Raw genomic sequence first — 20,618 nt, 5'->3', positions numbered from 1 at the left:
AAAGCAGCGATGAAAAAGCCGACGCGTATCGGGTCAGCCGCGCTCGCCGAGCAGCGCCGAGCGGCCGAGCAGCGCGAACAGCAGCCCCGACGCGCACAGCGAAATGCCGGTCAGCAGCGCCGCATACGGCGCGGCGGCGGCGAACGCCATCGTCGACGTATCGGCCCACACCTGGGTCGCGAGCGTTTGCGTGTCGAGCGGCGACAGCAGCAGCGTCGCGTTCAGCTCGGTGACGACCGAGATGAACACCATCGCGGCGGCCGCGCCGAGCCCGGGACCCGCGAGCGGCAGCACGACGCGCACGAGCGTTTGCGTCCAGTTCAGGCCGAGCGCGCGCGCGGTTTCCTCGAGGCGCGGCTGCGCCTGCATGAACGCCGCGCGCACGCTGACCAGCGCGACCGGCATGAATAGAATCGCGTAGGCGACGATCAGCAGCGTAGCGCTTTGATAAAGCGGCCGCAGCGCATGCACCGCGAGCGACACGACCGCGAGCGCAATCACGAGCCCCGGCACGCCTTGCGCGAGAAAAACGGTGCGCTCGAACAGCGTCGCGAAACGGGTCGGGTAACGCACCAGCAGAAATGCGAGCGGCACCACGAGCAACGTGGTCAGCACGGCGGCGGCGAGGCCGAAACCGAGCGAAGACATCGTCGCGTTCCACAGCAATTCGGGCGAGACATCGGCGGGCGTCACCGCGGCCGCGCCCGGCTGCGTGAGCCAGAAGCCGATCATGCCGAGCGGCACGCCGAGCGTCGCGAGTGTCAGCAGCGCAAAGCCCGCGACGACGAGCCAGCGCCACGCACCGAGCTCGTAGCGCAACACCGCGCGGCGCGTGCCGCGATCGACGCGCTCGTAGCGCGCCGCGCCGCGCACTCGAAACTCGAATGCAAGCACGACGAGGCAGATCACGATCAGCAGACACGCGAGCAGCGATGCGCCGCCGGCGTCGAAGCTGGTGCGGAATTCCGCGTAGATCTGCGTGGTGAAGGTATGAAAGCGCAGCAGCGTGAACGCGCCGAACTCCGACAGCACGCCGAGCGCGACCAGCAGCATGCCGCCGAGCAGCGCCGGCCGCAGTTGCGGCAGCACGACGCGCACGAAGCTGGACCAGCGGTTGCAGCCGAGCGCGCGGGCGCTTTCCTCGAGTGCCGGGTCCATGCCGCGCAGCGCGGCGGCGACCGGCAGATAGACGAGCGGAAAATACGCGCAGGTCAAGACGAGCAGCGCGCCGTTGAAATCCTGCAAGTCCTCGCTCAACGACACCCACGCGTAGCTCGAAATGAAAGCCGGCATCGCGAGCGGCGCCGCGCACAGCACGGCCCACGCGCGCCGCCCCGGCAGCTGCGTGCGTTCGACGAACCACGCGGCGGCCGTGCCGATCACCGCGCAAACGAGAGTCGTGGTGACGGCGATCAACACCGTATTGACGAGCAGCTCGCCGACGAGCGGCCGCCAGATCAGATCGAGCGCGTCGCCGATCCCGAAGCTCGCCGCGCGCCAGAACGTAAACGCAATCGGCAGCAGCACCAGCAAAGCGCTGAGTGCCGCCGCCGCAAGCAGGCCGCGCGGCGCGCGCGCGCGTGCACGCGCCGGGGCAGGGGGGACAGCCGGCGGACCGGCTGACAGGGCTTCGCTCATTTACAGCAGGCCTGCCCGACGCAGCAGTTTGCCCGCCTCGCTATCGTCGCCGAGCTGCTGGATCGTCAGCGTGGGCGGAGTCAGTTCGGCGAACGGTTTGAGGACCGGGTCAGGCGCGACACCCGCATGCAGCGGGTACTCGAACATCACGTGGCTATTGGCCATCAACTGCTGCGCGCGTTCGCTGACCAGGTACGCGAGAAACTTCTGTGCGCCGTCCGGGTTGTGCGCGGACTTCAGCACGCCCGCGCCCGAGACGTTGACGAGCGCGCCGGCGTCGCCGTGGCTGAAGTGGTAGATCGCGCTGCGGGTTTTCGCATCGCCGATTTCCGCATGCAGACGCGACCAGTAGTAGTTGTTAATCAGACCAGTCGCGACCGCGCCGCGATTGACCGCGGCGACCAGGCCTTCGTCGTCGTCGAAGATCTGCGAGTTGGCTTTCAGGCCCTTCAGCCACGCGAGCGTCTGCTCGTCGCCCTTCAGTGCCAGCACCGCGCTCACGAGCGGCAGGAAGTCGGCGTCGCTCGGCGCGATGCCGACCTTGCCTTTCCATTCAGGCTTCGCGAGGTCGAACACCGATTGCGGCAGTTGCGACGGCTGCAGCTTCGCCGTGTTGTATGCGAGCACGCTCTCGCGCGCGGTCACGGCGACCCATACGCCGCTCGGCGAATTGAAGCGCGCCGGCACCGCGCCGAGCGTCGCTGCGTCGACCTTCGCGAGCAGACCCTTTTCCTCCAGCAGCATCAGCTCCGGCGAGTTCTCGGTGAAGTACACGTCGGCGGGCGAGGCCGCGCCTTCCGCGACGATCTGCGCGGCGAGCGCCGGGCCTTCGCCGTTGCGGATTTTCACCGAGATGCCCGACTGCTTTTCGAAGTCCTTCGCGAGCAGATTGACGACCTGCTCGTGCTGCGCGTTGTACAGCGTGATCGATGCCGCATGGGCCGCCGACGGCATCGTCGCGAGTGCGGTGAGCGACAGCGCGGCCACGCTGCCGAGTGCACGCAGGCGGGAGGCAAACCAGGAATGAGTCATGTTGCAGAAGTCCGTTCAGATTGTGTTTAGTGAGCGAGGCGCTGCGCGCCCGGCGTGCTTCATGTGCTTCATCACGCTTCGAACAGCCCCGCGCCGACATACGAACCCGGCTTCGCCCCGGGCGGCACGACGAAGATCGCGCTGCCCACGTGGGTCGTGAACTGGTTCATCATGTCGAACTTCGCGAGGCGGTCGTTGATCGGGATAAAGCCGGTGCGCGGGTCGCTCTGATGCGCAATGAAAATCAGCCCCGCGTCGTACTCGGTTTCCTGACGCCACGGCGGCCAGCGCTCGATATAGAAGTTCGTGCCTTCGTTGTACGAATACGAGCGCCGCAGAATCTGCGCGCCGTTGTTGCTCGCCTGATTCGACAGACGCACGTGCGAGTTCTCCGGGATCACCGGATCGCCGTTCTTGTCCTCGGCTTTCAGGTCCACCGCGTCGAACTCGTTCTTGCTGCCGATCGGCGCGCCGCTGTACTTGTGGCGGCCGAACACCTGTTCCTGGAAGCCGAGCTCGGTGTTGTCCCAGTGTTCGAGCGTGATGCGGATGCGGCGCACGACCGTGTAGGTGCCGCCTTCCATCCACGGCGCGTCGTTGGTGGCGCGGGCCCACACGAACTGGTTCATCAGCTCGGGTTTCGCGGTCGACGGATTGTTGGTGCCGTCCTTGAAGCCCATCAGATTGCGCGGCGTCTGGCCGCGCGGACCGGACAGGAAACCGGCCTGGCCCCAGCGCATCGCTGCGACGCCGTAGGCCCGGCGCGACAGTTGGCGCACCGCGTGAAACGCGACCTGCGCGTCGTTCGCGCATGCCTGGATGAAAAGGTCGCCGCCGGTCTTCTCCTTGATCAACTGATCGCCGTTGAAGCGCGGCAGATCGACGAGCGCGGCGGGGCGGCGCGACGCGAGCCCATAGCGGTCCTTGCCGTCCTTCGTGAAGAGGCCGGGGCCGAAGCCGAACGTGATGGTCAGACCGTTCGGGCCGAGGCCGAGCACGTCGCCGGAATCGGGGGCGGGCTGGTCGTCGCCGGCGGGCATCGCGAAGGCCGTGCCGCCTTGCGTGAGGCGCGCGGCTGCTTCGGTCCATGTGCGTAGCAGTGCGATCACGTCGTCGCGCTTGTCGGTGGTCAGATCGAGCGCGGCGACGTAGGTGTGGCTCTGCTGCGGCGTGACGATGCCGCCTTGATGCGGACCGTAGAACGGCTCGACCGCGAGCTGCGGATCGGCGTTCTGCGCGCTATGCGCGGGCGCCGTCGCGAGCGCGGCCGGCGAGCTCCCGAGGCCGGCGCCCAGCGATGCACCGGCGGCGACCGCCGCGCCACCCGCTTTGAGAAAACCGCGTCGTGACGTCCGTGGGGGTTGATCGTTTGTCATGGTCACTTCACCTTCCTGCAGCCTGCGTGGGTGCCGCTTACTTCGCGAGCACCAGCGTGTTCACGTCGTCTTCGACGTAGTAGAAGCCGTCGCCTTCGGGCGTCATCGCGATACCGAACAGGTCGCCGTTGCCGGGGGGCGATTGCGCCTTGTCGGTATCGATCCAGCGTGCGTATAGCTGCTTGCCGGTCGCCGGGTCGATTTCGACGACCTGGCCGTTCAACGCGTTGGTCACGAGCAGGTGGCCGTTGGGCGCGGTGGCCATCGCGAGCGGACGATGCAGCAGGCCGTCGGCGCTCAGCTGGCGGCCGACGCCCGCGCTGGTGTCGCGCGTGAGCGGATCGTCGATCTCGGTGATGCGGTTGCCGATTGCGTCGGACACGTACAGCAGTTTCTGATCGGCCGACAGCGCGAGCCCGGTTGGCCCGACGAGGAACACGCCCTTGTCGGCCTGCGCGCCGAAGCCGCTGCCGATCACGGTTTCCTTCTTCACGACGGGCGGCTTGCCTTGCGGTACGTCGAGGTCGATGCGCAGCACGGTGGCCTGCTTGAACACGGGCGGATTGCCTTGCGCGCCGCCGACGCCGAAGCCCGCGTTGCTGACGAACAGCGTCGCGCTCGCGCCGTGATCGACGACGGCCATGTTGCCCCATGGATCGTTGATGTTCGGCGTCGAGATCGTCGAGGCGATCTTGCCTTGCGGGTCGATCACGATCAGGCAGCCGGCGCCTTTGGTGCCGGTCGTGCCGTCGTTGCTCGGCGTGCTGCCGACGATCACCCAGCCCGACTTCAGCATCGTCATCGCGGTCGAGAGGCCGATGCCGCCCGGACATTCCTTCGGATCGCGCGGCACGGTCGCGAACACCGTCATCTGTCTGGTGTCCGGGTGATAGTCGATGATCGTGCTGCCGGTGCCCTGCAGGTTCGTCGAGTTGTTGAAGTTGCCGACCAGCACGTCGCCTTGCTTCACGGTGCCCGCGCTGACGGGCGCGACCACGATCGCGTACGGGTTCTGATCGCCGTTGTCGGGGACGGTGTTGATCAGCGTCGTGTGATGCCTGATCGTTTCAAGGAAGCCTTGCGGCTCGGCCTGCGCGGGCGCAGCCATCGTGAGGGCGGCAGCGCCGGCCATCGCGGCGAGCAGGGCGCGCGCGGCGCGCGGCGCAAACTTGCGCGTGACTGGGTTCACGATTGGGCCTCCGTGCGGGCGCACAAAGCGGGAGTGGCGGTGACGGTCGAAAGCATGGGAAGTGCTGGTCCGGTTGCGTGGGGTGGCATCTGCTTGCGTGGATGAAAGCGCGCGGCGGGCGGCATCAGAAGTTGATATTCGTCCGCACGCCGACGACGAACGTATTGCGCAGCGGCTGCGTCGGGTCGTTCGGGTTCTGGCCCGCACCGGCGTTGAACGTGTATTGCGCGTCGGCCTGCACTTGCCACCACGGATTGATCTGGTACTGGTAGGTCGCCTCGAGCGTGGTTTCGCTGGTGCGCACGCCGTACGGGCTGCCGTTGAATGCCAGGAAGTCCTTGTCGAGTCCGTTCACGTGGCTGCCGACCTTGATGTAGGTCAGCGCGAGGCCGGCGCTGTCGTTGTCGCGGCCCTTGAACGGCGCTTTCAGCACGACGCCGAGGTTGGCCGCGACTTGCACGAGATTGCGATCGCCCGGCGCGCCCATCACGCGCGCGAACACGCCGAGGCTGCGCGGTTCGTCGGCGTCGGGGCGCCACACCATCTGGTCGGCGACCGCATAGAAGCTGTAGTTGCCGCTGTGATTCGCGGCGATGCCGGTCGACGCAGGATTGGCGAGCGACAGTCCCATGTTGTCGAAACGCTGATCGGCGAATTTGTTGGTGTTGTACCAGACGCCGAGCTTGTAGGTGCCCGGCAGACCGCCGCCGCCCGTGCCGACCATTTCACCGTCGGACGGCTGGTTGATCGCGTACTGCAACTCGCCGATCCACAACGCGCCGTTATGCAGGTTGAAGTTCGTGCCGCTCATGTTGTCCGGATTGTTGCCGAGCGGATCGCCCGAATACACGCCGGCCAGCGCGGTCAACGAAGGGGTGATCTGGCCGCGCACGCGCACGCCCAGAGCCGCGAGCGGATAGGCAGGACCGCCCGACGGCAGGTCGTATGAGGGCAGCGCGGGCCAGCCGAACATGGTGTCGAGGAACAGCGCCGCATACGTGCTCGTGATGAATTCCTGGTCGAGACTCTGCTGACCGATCTTCACGTCGACGCGTTTGTTGAGGAACGACTGCTGATACCAGAGCTCCCACAGACGCGTCGCGTTGTCGGCCTCGATGCCGCTCGCCGTGTTCAAAGTGCCGAGCTTGTTCGCGCTCAGGTTCGAGCCGTGAATCTGCAGCGCGCTGACGTTGAAGAGGCCGCCCGGCAGGCCGAACGCCTTTTGCGTATCCATCTGCAAGGTGGCGGTGGTCAGGCCGTCGTAGTCGGCGCCGCGCGCGAGACCGCCGCGCAGATTGGCCAGCACTTCGCTGGTTTCGGTCAGCGTAAAGGTCATGCCGTACTTGCCGAGCCACGGACGCAGGCCGCCCATGTCGCCGAGCATCTGCTGACGATTCCAGAAACCGGTCCACTGGTTGGTCTGCGTCGCCTGAATGTTCAGGTCGGCTTCGGACGCTTCCGGGTTCGCATCGGGATTGGCTTCGGCCAGCGCCGCGTGGCCGGTCAACGAGGCCCACGCGAAGGCCGTGCACAGTGCGACGCGCCGCATGGAAGGCAAACGCGTACGATGAATTGCGCCGGTACGTGCCGAAGCGTCGCAAAAGGGACGCGCGTTGGCGCGCAGTCCATTGAGTTGGGCGAACTTCATCGAAATCCTTATTGGTGTTGTTTCGTCCGATGCCGAAGCAGCTGATGGCGAGATCGTACGCAGGCCATTTGCGAGAGTCAACACAAATGAGAACGATTCGCATCAATATTGCTGGCATGTAAACCTGGGATTTACGGACTGCTCGTGAGGCGCATGAAGGTGTAATGCTGTAGTAACAGCAGCGTAATGAAATGGTATTGACGTAGTCAGACCGAACGCGCGACAGGGTGAGGTGTCGAAGTGCACGAGTAACCCCGAAAGTCAAAGTGAGGAGGTCGAATGAGCAAGCGCATTCTTCTGGTTTCGTTGCTGGCGAGTGGCGGTCTGTTGTTGGGCGGCGCCGCGCACGCGCAGTTGAATCTGAAGCAGTTCGGTATCGGCGGGGGCGGTGACAGCTCGGCCGGTGCCGGGGCGTCGTCTGGCGGCGTGTCGCAGCTGCTGCAGAGCTATATTGGCGCGAACCAGCAGGTGCTGAGCGGGCAGTCGAGCCTCGCGTCGGCGATGGGCATGACGAGTGCGGCCGGCCAGGCGCAGCAGGCGGCGGGGCTGCTCAGCGGTGGCACGCCGTCGGTCAGTCAGTTGACGCAGGTCGGCAGCACACAGCAGTCGCTGTCGCAGAAGCTCACCGATGCGTTCGCAAATCATGCAGGTGGCGGCGCGTCGGCGACGCCGGTCAACAAGGAAGCGTTCACCCAGGGGCTGTCGTCGCTCGGCAAGGGAGTGAGCCAGTATTCGAGCTTGCAGTCGGGGCTTGGCAGCCTTGGTCAGATGAGTCCGTCGTCGCTGCTGCAATCGGGCCTCAATCCGCAGACCGCGCAAAGCGCTTCGTATATCGCGCAGTCGGCGCCGGGGCAGTTGCAGTCGCTGATGTCGACGCTGAGTTCGGCCGTGCAGTTCGCGTCGAGCCACGGAATTACGGTGCCGTCGATCGCGACGTCGGCGTTGAAGGGCATGTAGGCGCGTTTCGCTTCGCCTCGCGCGATCAATTCAGCGCGAAAGCGCTATGATCGCGTCGAACCCGCTACTCATCTGGAATTCCGCCGATGTCCCACTCCGTCAATCTGGAAAACTACTTCGCCCGCATCGGCTATCAGGGCCCGCGCGCCGCCACGCTCGAAGTGCTCCGGGTGATTCACCGGCTCCATCCCGCCGCGATCCCGTTCGAGAACCTGAACCCGCTGACTCGCCAGCCGGTCAGGCTCGAGCTCGAAGCGATCGAACGCAAGCTCGTGACCCAAAAGCGCGGTGGCTACTGCTTCGAGCAGAATATTCTGCTCGCGAACGTGCTGATGCAACTCGGCTTCAAGGTCACGCCGATGCTTGCGCGCGTCATATGGGGCCGCGAGCCCGGCACGATCTCGCCGCGTACGCACATGGTGCTGCGTGTCGATATCGACGGCGACGAATGGATCGCCGACGTCGGCTTCGGCGGCGTCACGCTGACCGCGCCGCTGCGCCTGACCGCCGGCCTTGCACAACCGATTCCGCTCGGCACGTTCCGTCTCGCCAACGCGGGGCACGACACCGTCTATCTCGAGGTGCTGGCGCCGGACGAGAGCTGGTCGCGCGTCTATCACGTCGATCTGCGCGCAGTCGAGTGGGTCGACTATGAAATCTCGAACTGGTACACGTCGACGTCGCCCGATTCGAAGTTCGTGAATAACCTGCTGGCGTGCCGCGTGCTACCCGAACTGCGCGTCGCGCTATTCAACGATCAGTTGAACGAGCGCGACGCGCGAGGGCAGATCGTCAGCGAACGGCGCCTCGCGAGTGCCGCCGAACTCGCCGACTGCCTGCGCGAGCGCTTCGGCTTGAACCTGGAGGACATCGATATCGCCGACGTGTTCGAGCGCGTGCGCACGCGTGATGCGTCCGCATAACACCAGCCCATAAGGGAGCCGCGATGGTCGCACGTCTGATCCTGCAATCGCTGGCCTGGCTGGCGTTCATGGGCGTGCTGCTGTTCGGCGCGGCCGGCACGCTCGCGTGGCCGGCCGCGTGGTGGTATCTGCTGGAGCTGGTGGTGTTGAGCCTGTGGGTCGGCTTGTGGCTCGCGCGTCATGATCCCGCGCTGCTCGCGGAGCGGCTCGCGCCGTTCGTGCAGGCGCAGCAGAGCCGCTGGGATCGTGTGTTCATGGTCGCGATTGGAGCCGCGTGGTGCGGCTGGCTGGTCCTGATGGGCTTCGACGCGATGCGGTTTCGCTGGTCCGGGCCGCTGCCGTTGTGGCTGATGGGCTTCGGCGCGCTATGCGTGTTCCTGTGCATCTTCATGTGCCGCTTCGTGTTTCGCGCGAACAGCTACGCCGCGCCGGTGGTCAAGGTTCAGGCGAGCCGCGGGCACAAGGTCGCCGACACCGGGCCTTACGCGTACGTCCGTCATCCGATGTACGCGGCCGCGCTGGTGTTCTTCGTCGGCACGCCCTTGATGCTCGGCTCGTGGTGGGGGCTTGTGGCGCTGCCCGTGATGGCGTACGGCATGGGCTGGCGCGCGGTGCGCGAGGAGCGGCTGCTAGCCGAGCGACTCGACGGCTACACGGCGTACATGGAACGTGTGCGTTACCGTTTCGTGCCGTTTATCTGGTAGCGCGTCCAGGTGGTCTCGCCGCCGTCGAAGCGGGTAAGATGGCTCCCGGCCGCCGGAGAACCGGCCACGGTGTACCTGATGTAACACCGGCGAATCACCGATGAGGTTTGGAGTGAAAACAACTACACAGGCGCGCATCGCGCCCGCCGCACAGGCCGAGCAGAACCAGGACGCCGCCGATCGCAACCGCGACACGCCGGCCAAGGCGATGCCCGCCTACGAGCAGATCAAACGCTACGTGCTCAAGCGCATCAGCGAAGGCGCATGGAAGCCGGGCGGACTGATTCCTTCCGAAACGGAGCTGGTCAAGGAGTTCGGCGTCGCGCGCATGACGGTGTCGCGCGCACTGCGCGAGCTGACCGCCGAGCGCGTGCTCACGCGCGTGCAAGGCTCGGGCACCTTCGTCGCGCCGCAGCGATATGAATCGACGGTGCTGGAGATCCGCAATATCGCCGATGAAATCGCCGCGCGCGGTCATCGTCATTCGGCGCGCGTGCTGACGCTCGAACCGAGCGACGACGCCGATGCGCTCGAAGCGCTCGGTCTCGCGAGCGGTCCCGCGTTTCATTCGTGCATCGTGCACAGCGAGGAGGGCGAGCCGATTCAATACGAGGACCGTTTCGTCAATCCGAAAGTGTTCCCCGAATATCTGCAACAGGACTTCTCGGTCGAAACACCGAATCACTACATGGTGCGGCTCGCGCCCGTGCAGCGTGCCGAGTTTCGCATCTATGCGCAGAAGCCCGGCGCCTATGTGCGGCGTCATCTGATGATGGATATCGGCGAGCCGTGTCTGCTGCTGTGGCGGCGCACGTGGGTCGGCGAGAACGTCGCGACGTCGGTGCGGCTATGGCATCCGGCGTCGCGGTTTCATCTGGCGGGGACCGTGTAGCCCGGTTGCTGAAGCACGCTTTATCCCTGCCGCTGCGAGGTATTCGGCGAAAAGCGGCAACCAAGCCGGTAGCGCGAACCCGGATGCACGAAACGCGCGAACGTCACCGCGACGCCGCTCGTCCACGTGCGGCGTGTCAGCGTCAGGCACGGTTCCTCCGCGTGAATTTCGAGCAGCGCGGCTTCGGCGGGCGTCGGCAGTGCCGCGTCCACGACGTGTTCGAGATCGTGCATCGGCACGGCCGTCAGCAGATACTCGGACGGCTTCAGCGCCGAAAAATCGTGCTGCAGAAAATCCGGCGCGACCGCCGGATTCACATAGCGATCTTCGAGCTGCACCGGCAGGCCGTTCTCGCGATGCACGCAGACAACGTGAAACACCGAAGCGCCCGGCGCCAGCCCCAATGCGTTCGACACCGTGACCGATGCGGTCTCGCGCTGCAACAGCACCATGTCGCAACGATATGCGTGGCCGCGCGAGCGGATCTCGTCGCCGATATGGGCGATCATCAATAGCGTGGATTGCGGCTTGTTCGGTGCGACGAAAGTGCCGACGCCCGATACGCGGGTGACGAGCCCCGCGTCGGCGAGCTCGCGCAGCGCGCGGTTGACCGTCATCCGCGATACGCCGAGCGTCCCGACGAGATCGAGTTCGGAGGGCAGACGATCGCCCGCCTGGCGTTCGCCCGAGTCGATGATCTGGCGGATGTGCTGCTTGACCTGCTCATAGCGCGCGGCGGGCGCCTCATCACTGCCGCGCGCGGTTCTGGCCGCGGCGCGGGCCGCGCTGGCGGAGAATTTGCCGTGAGGCTTGCTGCGAGCGGCGGTGCTCATAGGGACTGGGTGTCGTCTGGGCCGCGCGTCCAGAACGCATTGCGGTCGAAATAGTTTTGCAGAAACTGCCGCAGACGCGGCTGCGCGGCATCGTGGAACACGTCGCGCGGCTTGCCCTGCGCGGCAATGCGGCCTTGGTCGATGAACATGACCTTGTCGGCGACCTGCGCGGCGAAGCCCATTTCGTGCGTGACCACGGCCATCGTCATGCCGTCGCGCGCGAGCTGCTTCATCACCTGCAGCACTTCGCCGACGAGCTCCGGATCGAGCGCCGAAGTCGGTTCATCGAACAGCATGATGTGCGGCTCCATCGCGAGCGCGCGTGCAATCGCGACGCGCTGCTGCTGACCGCCCGACAGCTTCGCCGGATACGCATCGCCCTTGTGCGCGAGGCCGACTGTCTCCAGCATCGCGTTCGCGCGGCGGCGCGCTTCGTCGTTCGACAGGTGCCGCACGCGCAGCAGCGCTTCCATCACGTTGCCGAGCGCGGTCATGTGCGGCCACAGGTTGAACTGCTGGAACACCATGCCGACGTTGCGGCGCACGCGGTTGATCTCGCCATGCGACGCGCGCACGCGTTTGCCGTTGCGCTCGGTATAGCCGAGCAGTTCGCCTTCGATGCGCACGTCGCCGTGGTCGTAGGTTTCGAGCGCGGCGAGGCAGCGCAGCAGCGTGCTCTTGCCCGAGCCCGACGGCCCGATGATGCAGACCACTTCCGAGCGCGCGATCTCGAGATCGATGCCGCGCAGCACCTCGATATCGCCGAAGCGTTTGCGCAGATCGCGCACTTCGATCAGCGGTGCGGCATTCGATGCGTTCGCCGTTGCGCTGGCGGACGGCGCGGATGATTGCGCGGGGGAGTGCATGTCGGCGATGGCGTTCATAGGGGGTCCCGGAATCATGCCATGAAGCGTGCGAGGCGGGCTTCGGCCCACATGCCAGCGCGCGAGGTCAGCTCGACCAGCGCGAGATAGCACACGCACAGCACCAGCAGCGTTTCGACGAAAGCGAAGGTGGCCGAGCCGATGCCGGTCAGCACGAAGGTCAGTTCGGGCACCGTGACGATCGACAGCACGGCCGTTTCTTTGCTCAGCACGATGATCAGATTGGTCAGCGCGGGCACGATCAGCACAAGCATCTGCGGCGCCTGGATGCGTACGATCGCCTGCCAGCGTGTGAGCCCGAGACACGACGCCGCTTCGAGATGACCTTTGGGCACCGACTGGAAGCCGGAGCGGAACGCCTCGGCGAAATACGCACTGCCGTAGAGACCCAGGCCGACGATGCCGGCCGTCATCGGTTCGAGCGTGAGCCCGATCGACGGGCCGCCGTAGTACAGCAGAAACAGCTGCACGAGAAACGGCGTGCCGCGCAACAGTTCGATATAGACGCGCAGCGCGGCGCGCAGCCAGCGTCCGCAGAACAGTTGCAGCACCGCGATCAGGAAGCCGATCACGAGACCGATCGCGACGCCCGCGGCCCAGCTGCCGAGCGTCGTCGCGAGGCCGGCGGCGATAGGCTGCAGGTTGTGCGTGATGACGGTCGGATCGAACGTTTGCATGGCGAGGTTGGCTTAAACGCGGGTCGATTCAGGCGTGCTGCAAACGGTGCTCGGCCGCATGCGCGACGAGCGCGAGCGAACCGCAGATCACGAAGTAGATCAGCCCTGCCGCGACATACGCTTCGAGCGGCCGGTAAGTGCTCGCGGCGATGTTCTGCGCGGTGCGCGTCAACTCGGCGACGCCGACCACCGAGATCAGCGAAGAGGCCTTGATCAGCAGCACCATTTCGTTGACGAGCGACGGCAGCGTCAAACGGAATGCTTGCGGCACCAGAATGCGCCGCAGCGTATCGAGCGGGGAAAGCCCGAGCATGCGCGCGGCTTCGAGATGTCCGGGCGGGATGCTTAGAAACCCGCCGCGCAGAATCTCGGCGATATACGAGGCCGAGCACAACGACACCGCGCTGATCGCGGCGACGATCGGCGACACGTTGATACCGGCGAACGGCAACAGGTAGTAGACGAGCAGCAGCTGCACGAGCATCGGCACGCCACGAAAGAAGAACACGTAGGCGCCGCCCGCGAGCCGCGCGGCGCGATGCTGCGACAGCCGCGCGGTGCATACGCCGATGCCGACGAAGAAGCCGATCACGAGCCCCGTCAGCGAAATGCCGACGGTGGCGAGCGCCGCATGCAGCAGCAGCGGCAGGCCCTGAACGAAGACGGTCGTGTTGAACATGGGTCGCGGCCGGTGGAACGGGAAGGACGACGCGTGCCGCCCACGGACGCTCAGTAGTTCGGCGTGGGCATCGTGGAAGGCATCTCCATTGCGACACCGAACCACTTCTTCTGCAACGCGGCGAGCCGGCCATCCTTCTGCATCTTCACGAGCGCGGCGTTGAACGCGTCGGCGAGCGGCTTGCTGTCGGCGTCTTTACGCAATGCATATGCGAAATAGACCTTCGCGCCGAACGGTGGCTGCACGACCGCGAACATCTCGGGGCGCTGCTTGGCGACATACGCGATGTTGGTCATCGAGTTCGCCACCGCGGCGATGCGGCCTGCCGCGAGGTCCGCATAAGCCTGATTGTTGTCGACGTACTCGCGGATTTCCGGCGGCTTCGGCAGCGTGGCCGCGTAGCTCTTCAGCTGATCGAGCTGCGCGGAGCCCTTGCCCGCGCCGATCGTTTTGCCCGCGCTATCCGCCGCTTGCTTGATCGACGCATCGTTCGCGCGCTTGAGCAGCGCGTCGGTCGCATCGGCGATGGGCAGCGTGTACGTGTAACGTTCCATGCGCGCCTTCGTGACCGTCAATGGGCCGCCGACCATATCGAACTTGCCCGCTTCGAGACCGGGCAGCACGCTCGGCCACGGCAGATCGATGAAGCGCACCTTAACGCCGATTTCCTTGCCGATCTCCGCGAACAGGTCTTTGTTGAAGCCGGCCTGCTGACCGTTCTCGAGGAAGTCGAACGGTGCGAACTGCATTTCGGTGCCGACCACCAGTTCGCCGGCTTTCTTCACTTTGGCGAGCTGGTCTTCGGCGTGCGCTGCGACGCTCGCCGCGCACAGCGCCAGCACGACCAGACCACATTTCCAGCCTGCAAGGATACGCATGGGGTTCTCCGGGGGCGAATTGGTGTTGGGTGGCCGGCGTGTCGAAGTCTTCGTTGTGGACCCGCCGCGCCGACGCCGATTGCGGGCCCTGCAGGGCAGTATATACTGCGTTTCCGGCGAAAAATAAATGCTCGCGCGAATAGAGAAAAGCCCTGATATGGAGGTGCGCGAAGCAACTTGCAGCAGTGCTTTTGGCGGTATATACCACTGCAATACCGATCCTCGAAGGAGCAGCGCGATGCCCGCGACTCGCATTCCGATCATCGATGTCGCCGGCGTGCGCGCGGGCGATCAGCAGGCGCTCCGACGCGTCGCGCAAGAAATTCATGAAGCGTGTACGACGATCGGTTTTTTCTACATCGTCAATCACGGCGTACCGCAGGCGACGATCGATGCCGCCGCGCAAGCCGCGCGCACCTTCTTCGCGTTTCCGGTCGACACCAAACGACGCGCGGCCGTCAATCATCGGCATCGCGGTTTCAATGCGCTGGGCGACGCGACGATGTACCAGGCCAAGCGTCCCGACTACAAGGAGTTCTTCAGCATCGGCCTCGAACTGCCGGAAGACGATCCCGACGTGCTGGCGGGACAAGCACTGCGCGGGCCGAACAACTGGCCGGACTTCATGCCCGGGTTGCGGCCGGTGCTGTATGACTATTACGAGGCGGTCGGCGCGTGCGGCGCCGATCTGCTGCGCGCGGTCGCGGTGAGCCTCGGCGTCGAAGAAGATTTCTTCGTGCCGCGCTACACGAAGCGCATGCAGCGCACGCAAATGGTCTACTACCCGCCACAGCCGCCGCAATCGGATGAAGATCAGTTCGGCGTCGCGCCGCATACCGACTACGGCTGCATCACCTTGCTGTGGCAGGATCAGGTCGGCGGCCTGCAGGTGCGCGAAATCGCCAACGATACGTGGGTCGAGGCGCCGCCCGTCGAAGGCAGCTTCGTCGTGAACGTCGGCGACCTGCTCGCACGCTGGACCAACGACCGCTTTCGCTCGACGCTGCATCGCGTGATCAATGCATCGGGGCGCGAGCGCTATTCGATCGCGACGTTCTACGATCCGACCTATGGCGCGCTCGTCGATCCCCGTGAACTGGGCGCGAGCGACGCGCAAAGCAAATATCAGCCGGTCGCCGCGGGCGACTATATCCTCGGCCGCATCAACGATTCGATGGGCTATCGCAAGAAGCTCGCCGCTACGCCACGGTAAGGAACTCCTGCATGACAGAGCAGAGCATCACCGAAGACAAGAGGACCCAGATCGCAAGCGCGACCGCGCCGCTCGCGACGACACTCGAGGCGTTGCGCGCCGCGCTCGGCGCCGACGCGGTGCGCGTCGGCGAACAGATCGGCGAACACGCGATGACCGACTGGACGCGCCACGAGCCGACACGTCCGGCGGCGTTGCTGCTGCCGCGCACGACCGACGAGGTATCGCGCGCGCTCGCGATCTGCCACGCCGCGCATCAGCCAGTGGTGCCACAAGGCGGCATGACCGGACTCGCGGGCGGCGCGATCGCGCGCGCCAACGATATCGCGTTGTCGCTGGAACGCTTGAGCGGTGTCGAAGAACTCGACGCGGCGTCGGCCACACTGACCGTGCGTGCCGGCACCACGTTGCAGGCCGCGCAGGAAGCCGCCGAGCAAGCGGGCTTCGAACTCGCGCTCGATCTCGGCGCGCGCGGCTCATGCCAGATCGGCGGCAATCTGGCGACCAACGCGGGCGGCAATCGCGTGATCCAGTCCGGCACCGCGCGCGATCAGGTGCTCGGTCTCGAAGTGGTGCTCGCGAATGGCGACGTGCTCAGTTCGCTCGGCAAGATGGTCAAGAACAACACCGGCTATGACCTGAAGCACTGGTTCATCGGTTCGGAGGGCACGCTCGGCGTGATCACGCGCGCGGTGTTGCGGCTGCAACCGCGACGCGCGGCGCGTCATACGGCGCTAGTCGCGCTGAACGACTACGATGCCGCGGTGAGCCTGCTGCGCCGTCTCTCGACGCGCTTCGGCAATGACATCGGCGCGTTCGAGCTCATGTGGCCGGACTTCTACGATTTCGGCGTGAAGCTGACCGGCGCGCGCTCGCCGTTCGACGTCGCGTATCCGCTCTATGCGTTGATCGAGCACGCGGGCTTCGATGCCGACGACGCTGGCGAACGCTTCGCGCAAGCGCTGAGCGATGCGCTACAGGCGGGCGCGCTGCGCGACGCGGTGATCGCGCAGTCGGTCGCCGATGCGCGCGCGCTCTGGGCGATCCGCGAGTGCACCGCGGAGTTTCCGCTCAAGCTCGACCCGATCAACTTCGACGTGAGTCTGCCGATCGGCGAGATCGGCAGGTTCGTCGACCGTTGCCGCGCGGCGCTCGATCAGCGCTGGCCCGGCAACGAAGCGTATTTCTTCGGGCATATCGGTGATTCGAATCTGCATCTGACCGTCGATGGCCATTCGATCCCCGGCGTCGATCACCACTCGGTCTATGCGTTTGTCTACGAGATGCTGGGGCCGTTGCGCGGGTCGGTGTCGGCGGAGCATGGCATCGGAACGCTCAAGCGCGAGTTCCTGCCGATTTCACGCTCGCCAGCCGAGCTTGCCGCGATGATCGCGATCAAGCATGCGCTCGATCCGCACGGCATTCTGAATCCGGGCAAGCTGTTTTGATACTGATGGTGAAGCCGCCCGAGGTCATCACGTGAAAGATCGATGCGCAATCGCAACCGTACCGGAATGGCGGCGCGACGAGAACCCGCCACGCGCGGATAACGTGTGGCGCATCGGCGATGCCGCGCCGTCAATGCGCGTTCAGATAGTTGACGATCAGCGGATAAACATCGACCGCCGCGTTCTTGCCGAAGATGCAGTCGATATGCCCATAGCCGGGAACCAGATGCCGCTCGTACGGCTGCTCGGGGAAGCGCTCGCGCAGCAGGTCGTAAGTGCGTTCGGTGCTGACCGGCAGATAGGTTTCGTTCTTCTCGCCGTGAATGAAGCCGATCGGCAGACGCATGCCCTCGAGTCCTTTCATGCCGTTCGCACCGCTCAGATACACGTCGTCGCCGCGCGCATCGACGACATGGCCCGCGCGGACCATCGTGGCCAGATGCTGGAACACGGCCATGTCGTGAATGCCGAACAGTTCCTGCAGGTTCGCATGCAGCGTCTCGTTCAGCTTGTCGTGCTCGTAGAGCAGGCCATACAGGAACGTCGCGCGATGACAGATCGCATTGCCGCAGCCCTCGTCGTGATCGACCGGATAGAGACGCAGCGCTTCGTCGAACAGGTTCGCGGGCCACGAATCTTCCTGCGTATAGGCAGTGAGGTCGCGGATGCGCAGATGCTGCATCAGGTCGGGAATATGCAAGCCGGCCTTGATCCGTTGCAGCGTGCCCGGCACCGGATGTGCGGACACCTGCGAAATCACCGCCGAGCGCACGCCCTCGAGTCCGTATAGCAGCGACATGCTGAGCGCGAGGCCGCCCAGGCAGTGGCCGAGTACCTGGATGTTCGGCGCGCCGGTCACCTCGCGAATCTTCGCGACCGCGGCGGGAATGTCCTCGCGCGCGACCATGTCGACGTTGGCCGGCACGAGCACGCTCGGCAGTTCGATGCTGACGCGCAGATCGACGAGCCATACGTCGTAGCCCGACGCGTACAGATATTCGACGAGGTTGGTCGATATCAGATCGGTCGAGAAAATGCGGCTCGAGACGCCCGAGCCGTGGATCAGCAGGATCGGCTTCGACTCTTTGTCCGCGGCGGGTTCGAAGTAGCGCGTGAGCTTGAGCCGCGTGCGGTCCGGTGTATCGAAGTAGGTGATCTGCGGCGCCGGCGCGCGCAGCGTGCGCTTGGCGCGCGGCGGCGTGTAGGGATCGTAGAACTGCAGCGGCGCGGCGACGCCGCCGTATTCGGTGAACAGCACGCCCGCGAAGAATTTGCCGAACTTCAGCGTCCATTCGAGGCGCGTCTTCAGGTCGGGCGCGTGCGTGACTTCGAGGGTGCGCTGCTGCTTGAGGAAGTTCTCGGGAGTGATGATCAGCGTGGCGGTGCCGACGATGGGCGCATCGTCGTGCGCCGACGCGCGTATCTCCGCATACAGCGTGTTGGTCTGCTCCCACAGGTTGATCGGCGACGTGCGCGTGATGATCTTCCTGCCGGTCAGATACCAGGTGTTGCCTTCGGCCGCGTCGAGCGTCATCCGGTAGTTCATGTTGCGCTCGTCGACGTCGGACTCATCGACGACGAACAGGTTGAACGTGCCGTGGCTGATCGTCAGCGGTTGTGCGGAGAGGGCGCCGCAGGTCAGCGTGCCGGCGGTGCGCGCGAGGTGATCCGGGTTGCTCAGCATGTCGGCGAGATCGTCGGACTCGACCGTCAGCGTGAATTCGATCGGGCTCTTTGCAGCTTCGCCCGCCACCTCGGGCGTGTAGGTGCCGACCATCGTCTCGGTGAAGCGCAGGCCGATCTTCTGCGCGGGCGGCGCGGCGGCGGTGCCCTTCGACGCGTAATCGATCGACCAGTCGTGCGCTTTGGCCAGCAGCGCGCAGTTGCGTTCGGCGAGCGCGGAGATGGTCAGGAGCGGATTGACGCCGAGCGACATCGGCATCACTGCGCCATCCATCACGTAGAGGCCGTCGTGCACCGCAGCGCCGTCCGTGCCGCTGAACACGCGGCCCAGATGATCGACCACGCCATGCGCGGCGTCCTCCGCCATGCCGCAGCCGCCGAGCGGATGCACGGTCACGGTGCGCCGGCCGGCGATCTTCGTCGAGATCGGGTTGCGCAGATATTTGCCGCCGAGCGGCCTGGTCGCCTCGATCAGCACGTCCTCGACGGTCTGGAAGATCGGCTGGCGTCCGGCGTTTTTCCATTCGATGCGCGCACGGCCTTTGTCACCGATCTTGATGCGGCCGCTTTCGTCGTCGTGCGCCATCACGAGGTAGCTTTGCGTGTGATTGAGCGCACCGTGGCACGGGCCGCGGATCAGGCTCTCGATCGCGCGCGCGTCGTAGGCCATGCGCTCGAGCAGCGACGGGGCGCCGGCCGCATCCACGCCTTCGAGCGGCGCGACCGCGCCGAGCATGCCGACGAGCGCTTCGCCGACCGGGCCGGCCAGCGAGCCTTCCTCGATCACATAGCCATCCCTGACGTTTTTCTCGGCGGCGCGATTGTCGATCAGGCCGGTGATGGTCGGCCCGACCGGAGGAATCTGCCCTGGCTTGTGCTCGCCCCAGCCGACACCGTTGATCGGGTCCCTCGTGTTGTACGCGAAGGCGAGCACGTCGCCGTTGCCGGTGAAGTGCTGGCCGAGCATCTCCGAGGTGCTCAAGCCGGCGGCGCGCGAGCGCAGCAGCAGCGCGGTCGAGCCGATCGTGCCCGCCGCGACGATGACGATATCGGCCAGCACGAACAGATCGGGAGCGTCGTAGCTTTCGCGGCCGAGCTTCACGAGCTGGAAGTTGACCTTCCATTGCTGGGTGTCGGGATCGCGCAGCACCGAATGCACGGCCGTGCCGGTGAAAATCTGCGCGCCGTGGGCGACCGCGTCGGGCAGATAGTTCATGTGGGTCGAGTTCTTCGCGTCGTAGTTGCAACCGGAGTTGCAATCGCCGCAACCGACGCAGCGCTGCTGCTCGACGCCCGCCGCGTTCAGGCCGTTCTCGAACGTGACCGTGATCGGAGGACGGCTGAAGCGGTCCGCCATGCCGAGCGCCTGCGCCGATTTTTCGAGCGCCTGCAGCTTCGGCAGCGGCGGGAAGTCGTCGGGGACCGGCGAGGGCGACAGCATTGTCCGGGCGAGCGCATAGCCGTCGTCGCGTCCGGCTTTGTCGGCGCGCAGCGCGGCGGGCCAGCGCGGGTCGTCCCACAGGCGCGGATCGGCCTCGAGCGCGACGTTCGCATTGATCAGCGACGTGCCGCCGAGCCCGCAGCCCACCACCGCGTTGACGTCCTCGTTCACGTGCACTTCGAGCAACGCGAGCGGCGAACCGATCTGCGCCTCGGCCGTGTTGTACTGGATATTCTCGACGCCCTGTACGGGCGTGCGCGGATACTCGCCGGCCATGAATTCGCGGCCGCGCTCGAGCACGCATACGCGACGGCCCGCGCGCGCCATGCGGCTCGCGGCGATCGCGCCGCCGTAGCCCGAACCAATCACCACCACCTCGTAATGCCGTTGCAGCGCCGTCGGCGCGCTCGATAAGCGGTTCATCAGGACCACCTCGTCTGGAATCGGATGCGGGGAAAGGAAGCGCGGCTTCGGAACAAAGACGGCGTGCTGCGGCAGCTTTTTTATCGTAGGCGGAATATCG

Annotated in this window: 17 protein-coding genes; 6 read left to right on the top strand and 11 right to left on the bottom strand. The window is 65.6% G+C overall.

Translation table 11 applies throughout. The annotated features are described in order from the left end of the window. Positions 1-33: 33 nt before the first annotated feature. From AB3X95_RS27975 to AB3X95_RS27955, 5 genes are all read right to left on the bottom strand, one after another. Complete coding sequence (locus AB3X95_RS27975; protein ID WP_368623086.1) at positions 34-1,638, bottom strand: ABC transporter permease; 1,605 nt, start codon at positions 1,636-1,638, stop codon at positions 34-36. Continuing rightward, a complete protein-coding gene (locus AB3X95_RS27970; RefSeq protein WP_176368244.1) occupies positions 1,639-2,670 on the bottom strand; it encodes an iron ABC transporter substrate-binding protein in 1,032 nt (343 codons plus the stop codon). Positions 2,671-2,741: 71 nt separating this feature from the next. Continuing rightward, a complete protein-coding gene (efeB, locus tag AB3X95_RS27965; protein ID WP_176123172.1) occupies positions 2,742-4,046 on the bottom strand; it encodes an iron uptake transporter deferrochelatase/peroxidase subunit in 1,305 nt (434 codons plus the stop codon). A 37-nt stretch (positions 4,047-4,083) separates the two neighbouring features. After that, positions 4,084-5,178 (bottom strand): hypothetical protein, encoded by a 1,095-nt coding sequence (locus AB3X95_RS27960; RefSeq protein ID WP_368623112.1) that lies wholly within the window; start codon positions 5,176-5,178, stop codon positions 4,084-4,086. Between the two features lie 181 nt (positions 5,179-5,359). Continuing rightward, positions 5,360-6,883: a carbohydrate porin gene (locus AB3X95_RS27955; RefSeq protein WP_368623085.1), complete on the bottom strand. Its 1,524-nt coding sequence runs from the start codon at positions 6,881-6,883 to the stop codon at positions 5,360-5,362. Between the two features lie 279 nt (positions 6,884-7,162). Here AB3X95_RS27955 and AB3X95_RS27950 point away from each other — a divergent pair, with 279 nt between their 5' ends. The 4 genes from AB3X95_RS27950 to hutC (AB3X95_RS27935) all read left to right on the top strand — a co-directional run bounded on the left by AB3X95_RS27950 (position 7,163) and on the right by hutC (AB3X95_RS27935) (position 10,359). Continuing rightward, the gene (locus tag AB3X95_RS27950; RefSeq protein WP_368623084.1) at positions 7,163-7,840 is read left to right on the top strand and encodes a hypothetical protein; all 678 of its coding nucleotides are present in this window, start codon (positions 7,163-7,165) and stop codon (positions 7,838-7,840) included. An 86-nt stretch (positions 7,841-7,926) separates the two neighbouring features. After that, positions 7,927-8,763 (top strand): arylamine N-acetyltransferase, encoded by an 837-nt coding sequence (locus AB3X95_RS27945; RefSeq protein ID WP_368623083.1) that lies wholly within the window; start codon positions 7,927-7,929, stop codon positions 8,761-8,763. Positions 8,764-8,786: 23 nt separating this feature from the next. Beyond that, entirely contained in the window at positions 8,787-9,467 is a 681-nt protein-coding gene (locus tag AB3X95_RS27940) for an isoprenylcysteine carboxylmethyltransferase family protein (RefSeq protein ID WP_176123168.1), read from the top strand. Positions 9,468-9,579: 112 nt separating this feature from the next. Next, positions 9,580-10,359 carry a histidine utilization repressor gene (gene hutC, locus AB3X95_RS27935; protein ID WP_176123167.1) on the top strand — a complete coding sequence of 260 codons (780 nt, stop codon included), beginning with the start codon at positions 9,580-9,582 and terminating at the stop codon, positions 10,357-10,359. Between the two features lie 20 nt (positions 10,360-10,379). Here hutC (AB3X95_RS27935) and hutC (AB3X95_RS27930) read toward each other — a convergent pair whose 3' ends face one another. The 5 genes from hutC (AB3X95_RS27930) to AB3X95_RS27910 are packed head-to-tail and all read right to left on the bottom strand — an operon-like array spanning position 10,380 to position 14,310. Continuing rightward, entirely contained in the window at positions 10,380-11,192 is an 813-nt protein-coding gene (gene hutC, locus AB3X95_RS27930; protein WP_368623082.1) for a histidine utilization repressor, read from the bottom strand. Beyond that, positions 11,189-12,076 carry an amino acid ABC transporter ATP-binding protein gene (locus AB3X95_RS27925; RefSeq protein WP_303623867.1) on the bottom strand — a complete coding sequence of 296 codons (888 nt, stop codon included), beginning with the start codon at positions 12,074-12,076 and terminating at the stop codon, positions 11,189-11,191. The genes hutC (AB3X95_RS27930) and AB3X95_RS27925 overlap by 4 nt, the downstream gene beginning before the upstream one ends. A 14-nt stretch (positions 12,077-12,090) precedes the next feature. Continuing rightward, positions 12,091-12,753, bottom strand: coding sequence for an amino acid ABC transporter permease (locus tag AB3X95_RS27920; protein WP_368585298.1), 663 nt, complete (start codon positions 12,751-12,753; stop codon positions 12,091-12,093). Between the two features lie 28 nt (positions 12,754-12,781). Continuing rightward, positions 12,782-13,432 (bottom strand): amino acid ABC transporter permease, encoded by a 651-nt coding sequence (locus AB3X95_RS27915; RefSeq protein ID WP_176105687.1) that lies wholly within the window; start codon positions 13,430-13,432, stop codon positions 12,782-12,784. A 50-nt stretch (positions 13,433-13,482) separates the two neighbouring features. Next, a complete protein-coding gene (locus AB3X95_RS27910; RefSeq protein ID WP_368623081.1) occupies positions 13,483-14,310 on the bottom strand; it encodes a transporter substrate-binding domain-containing protein in 828 nt (275 codons plus the stop codon). Between the two features lie 238 nt (positions 14,311-14,548). Here AB3X95_RS27910 and AB3X95_RS27905 point away from each other — a divergent pair, with 238 nt between their 5' ends. Beyond that, positions 14,549-15,523 (top strand): isopenicillin N synthase family dioxygenase, encoded by a 975-nt coding sequence (locus tag AB3X95_RS27905; protein WP_368623080.1) that lies wholly within the window; start codon positions 14,549-14,551, stop codon positions 15,521-15,523. A gap of 11 nt (positions 15,524-15,534) precedes the next feature. After that, entirely contained in the window at positions 15,535-16,971 is a 1,437-nt protein-coding gene (locus AB3X95_RS27900; protein WP_368623079.1) for an FAD-binding oxidoreductase, read from the top strand. A gap of 130 nt (positions 16,972-17,101) precedes the next feature. On the opposite strand, the gene AB3X95_RS27895 is transcribed toward AB3X95_RS27900, so the two are convergent. Then, positions 17,102-20,518: an alpha/beta fold hydrolase gene (locus AB3X95_RS27895; RefSeq protein ID WP_368623078.1), complete on the bottom strand. Its 3,417-nt coding sequence runs from the start codon at positions 20,516-20,518 to the stop codon at positions 17,102-17,104. Positions 20,519-20,618 lie beyond the last annotated feature (100 nt).

Origin of the sequence: Paraburkholderia sp. BR13444, from assembly GCF_040948755.1 — a bacterium.
GTDB lineage: Bacteria > Pseudomonadota > Gammaproteobacteria > Burkholderiales > Burkholderiaceae > Paraburkholderia > Paraburkholderia youngii.
Note: the sequence above shows the minus strand (reverse complement) of the source record. Positions and strands in the feature narration are given on the sequence as shown.

Coding starts and splice junctions, on each gene's coding strand:
- AB3X95_RS27975 (WP_368623086.1), bottom strand. CDS start 1,638: ATGAGCGAAGCCCTGTCAGCCGGTCCGCCGGCTGTCCCCCCTGCCCCG.
- AB3X95_RS27970 (WP_176368244.1), bottom strand. CDS start 2,670: ATGACTCATTCCTGGTTTGCCTCCCGCCTGCGTGCACTCGGCAGCGTG.
- efeB (WP_176123172.1), bottom strand. CDS start 4,046: ATGACAAACGATCAACCCCCACGGACGTCACGACGCGGTTTTCTCAAA.
- AB3X95_RS27960 (WP_368623112.1), bottom strand. CDS start 5,178: ATGGCCGGCGCTGCCGCCCTCACGATGGCTGCGCCCGCGCAGGCCGAG.
- AB3X95_RS27955 (WP_368623085.1), bottom strand. CDS start 6,883: ATGAAGTTCGCCCAACTCAATGGACTGCGCGCCAACGCGCGTCCCTTT.
- AB3X95_RS27950 (WP_368623084.1), top strand. CDS start 7,163: ATGAGCAAGCGCATTCTTCTGGTTTCGTTGCTGGCGAGTGGCGGTCTG.
- AB3X95_RS27945 (WP_368623083.1), top strand. CDS start 7,927: ATGTCCCACTCCGTCAATCTGGAAAACTACTTCGCCCGCATCGGCTAT.
- AB3X95_RS27940 (WP_176123168.1), top strand. CDS start 8,787: ATGGTCGCACGTCTGATCCTGCAATCGCTGGCCTGGCTGGCGTTCATG.
- hutC (WP_368623082.1), bottom strand. CDS start 11,192: ATGAGCACCGCCGCTCGCAGCAAGCCTCACGGCAAATTCTCCGCCAGC.
- AB3X95_RS27925 (WP_303623867.1), bottom strand. CDS start 12,076: ATGAACGCCATCGCCGACATGCACTCCCCCGCGCAATCATCCGCGCCG.
- AB3X95_RS27920 (WP_368585298.1), bottom strand. CDS start 12,753: ATGCAAACGTTCGATCCGACCGTCATCACGCACAACCTGCAGCCTATC.
- AB3X95_RS27915 (WP_176105687.1), bottom strand. CDS start 13,432: ATGTTCAACACGACCGTCTTCGTTCAGGGCCTGCCGCTGCTGCTGCAT.
- AB3X95_RS27910 (WP_368623081.1), bottom strand. CDS start 14,310: ATGCGTATCCTTGCAGGCTGGAAATGTGGTCTGGTCGTGCTGGCGCTG.
- AB3X95_RS27905 (WP_368623080.1), top strand. CDS start 14,549: ATGCCCGCGACTCGCATTCCGATCATCGATGTCGCCGGCGTGCGCGCG.
- AB3X95_RS27900 (WP_368623079.1), top strand. CDS start 15,535: ATGACAGAGCAGAGCATCACCGAAGACAAGAGGACCCAGATCGCAAGC.
- AB3X95_RS27895 (WP_368623078.1), bottom strand. CDS start 20,518: ATGAACCGCTTATCGAGCGCGCCGACGGCGCTGCAACGGCATTACGAG.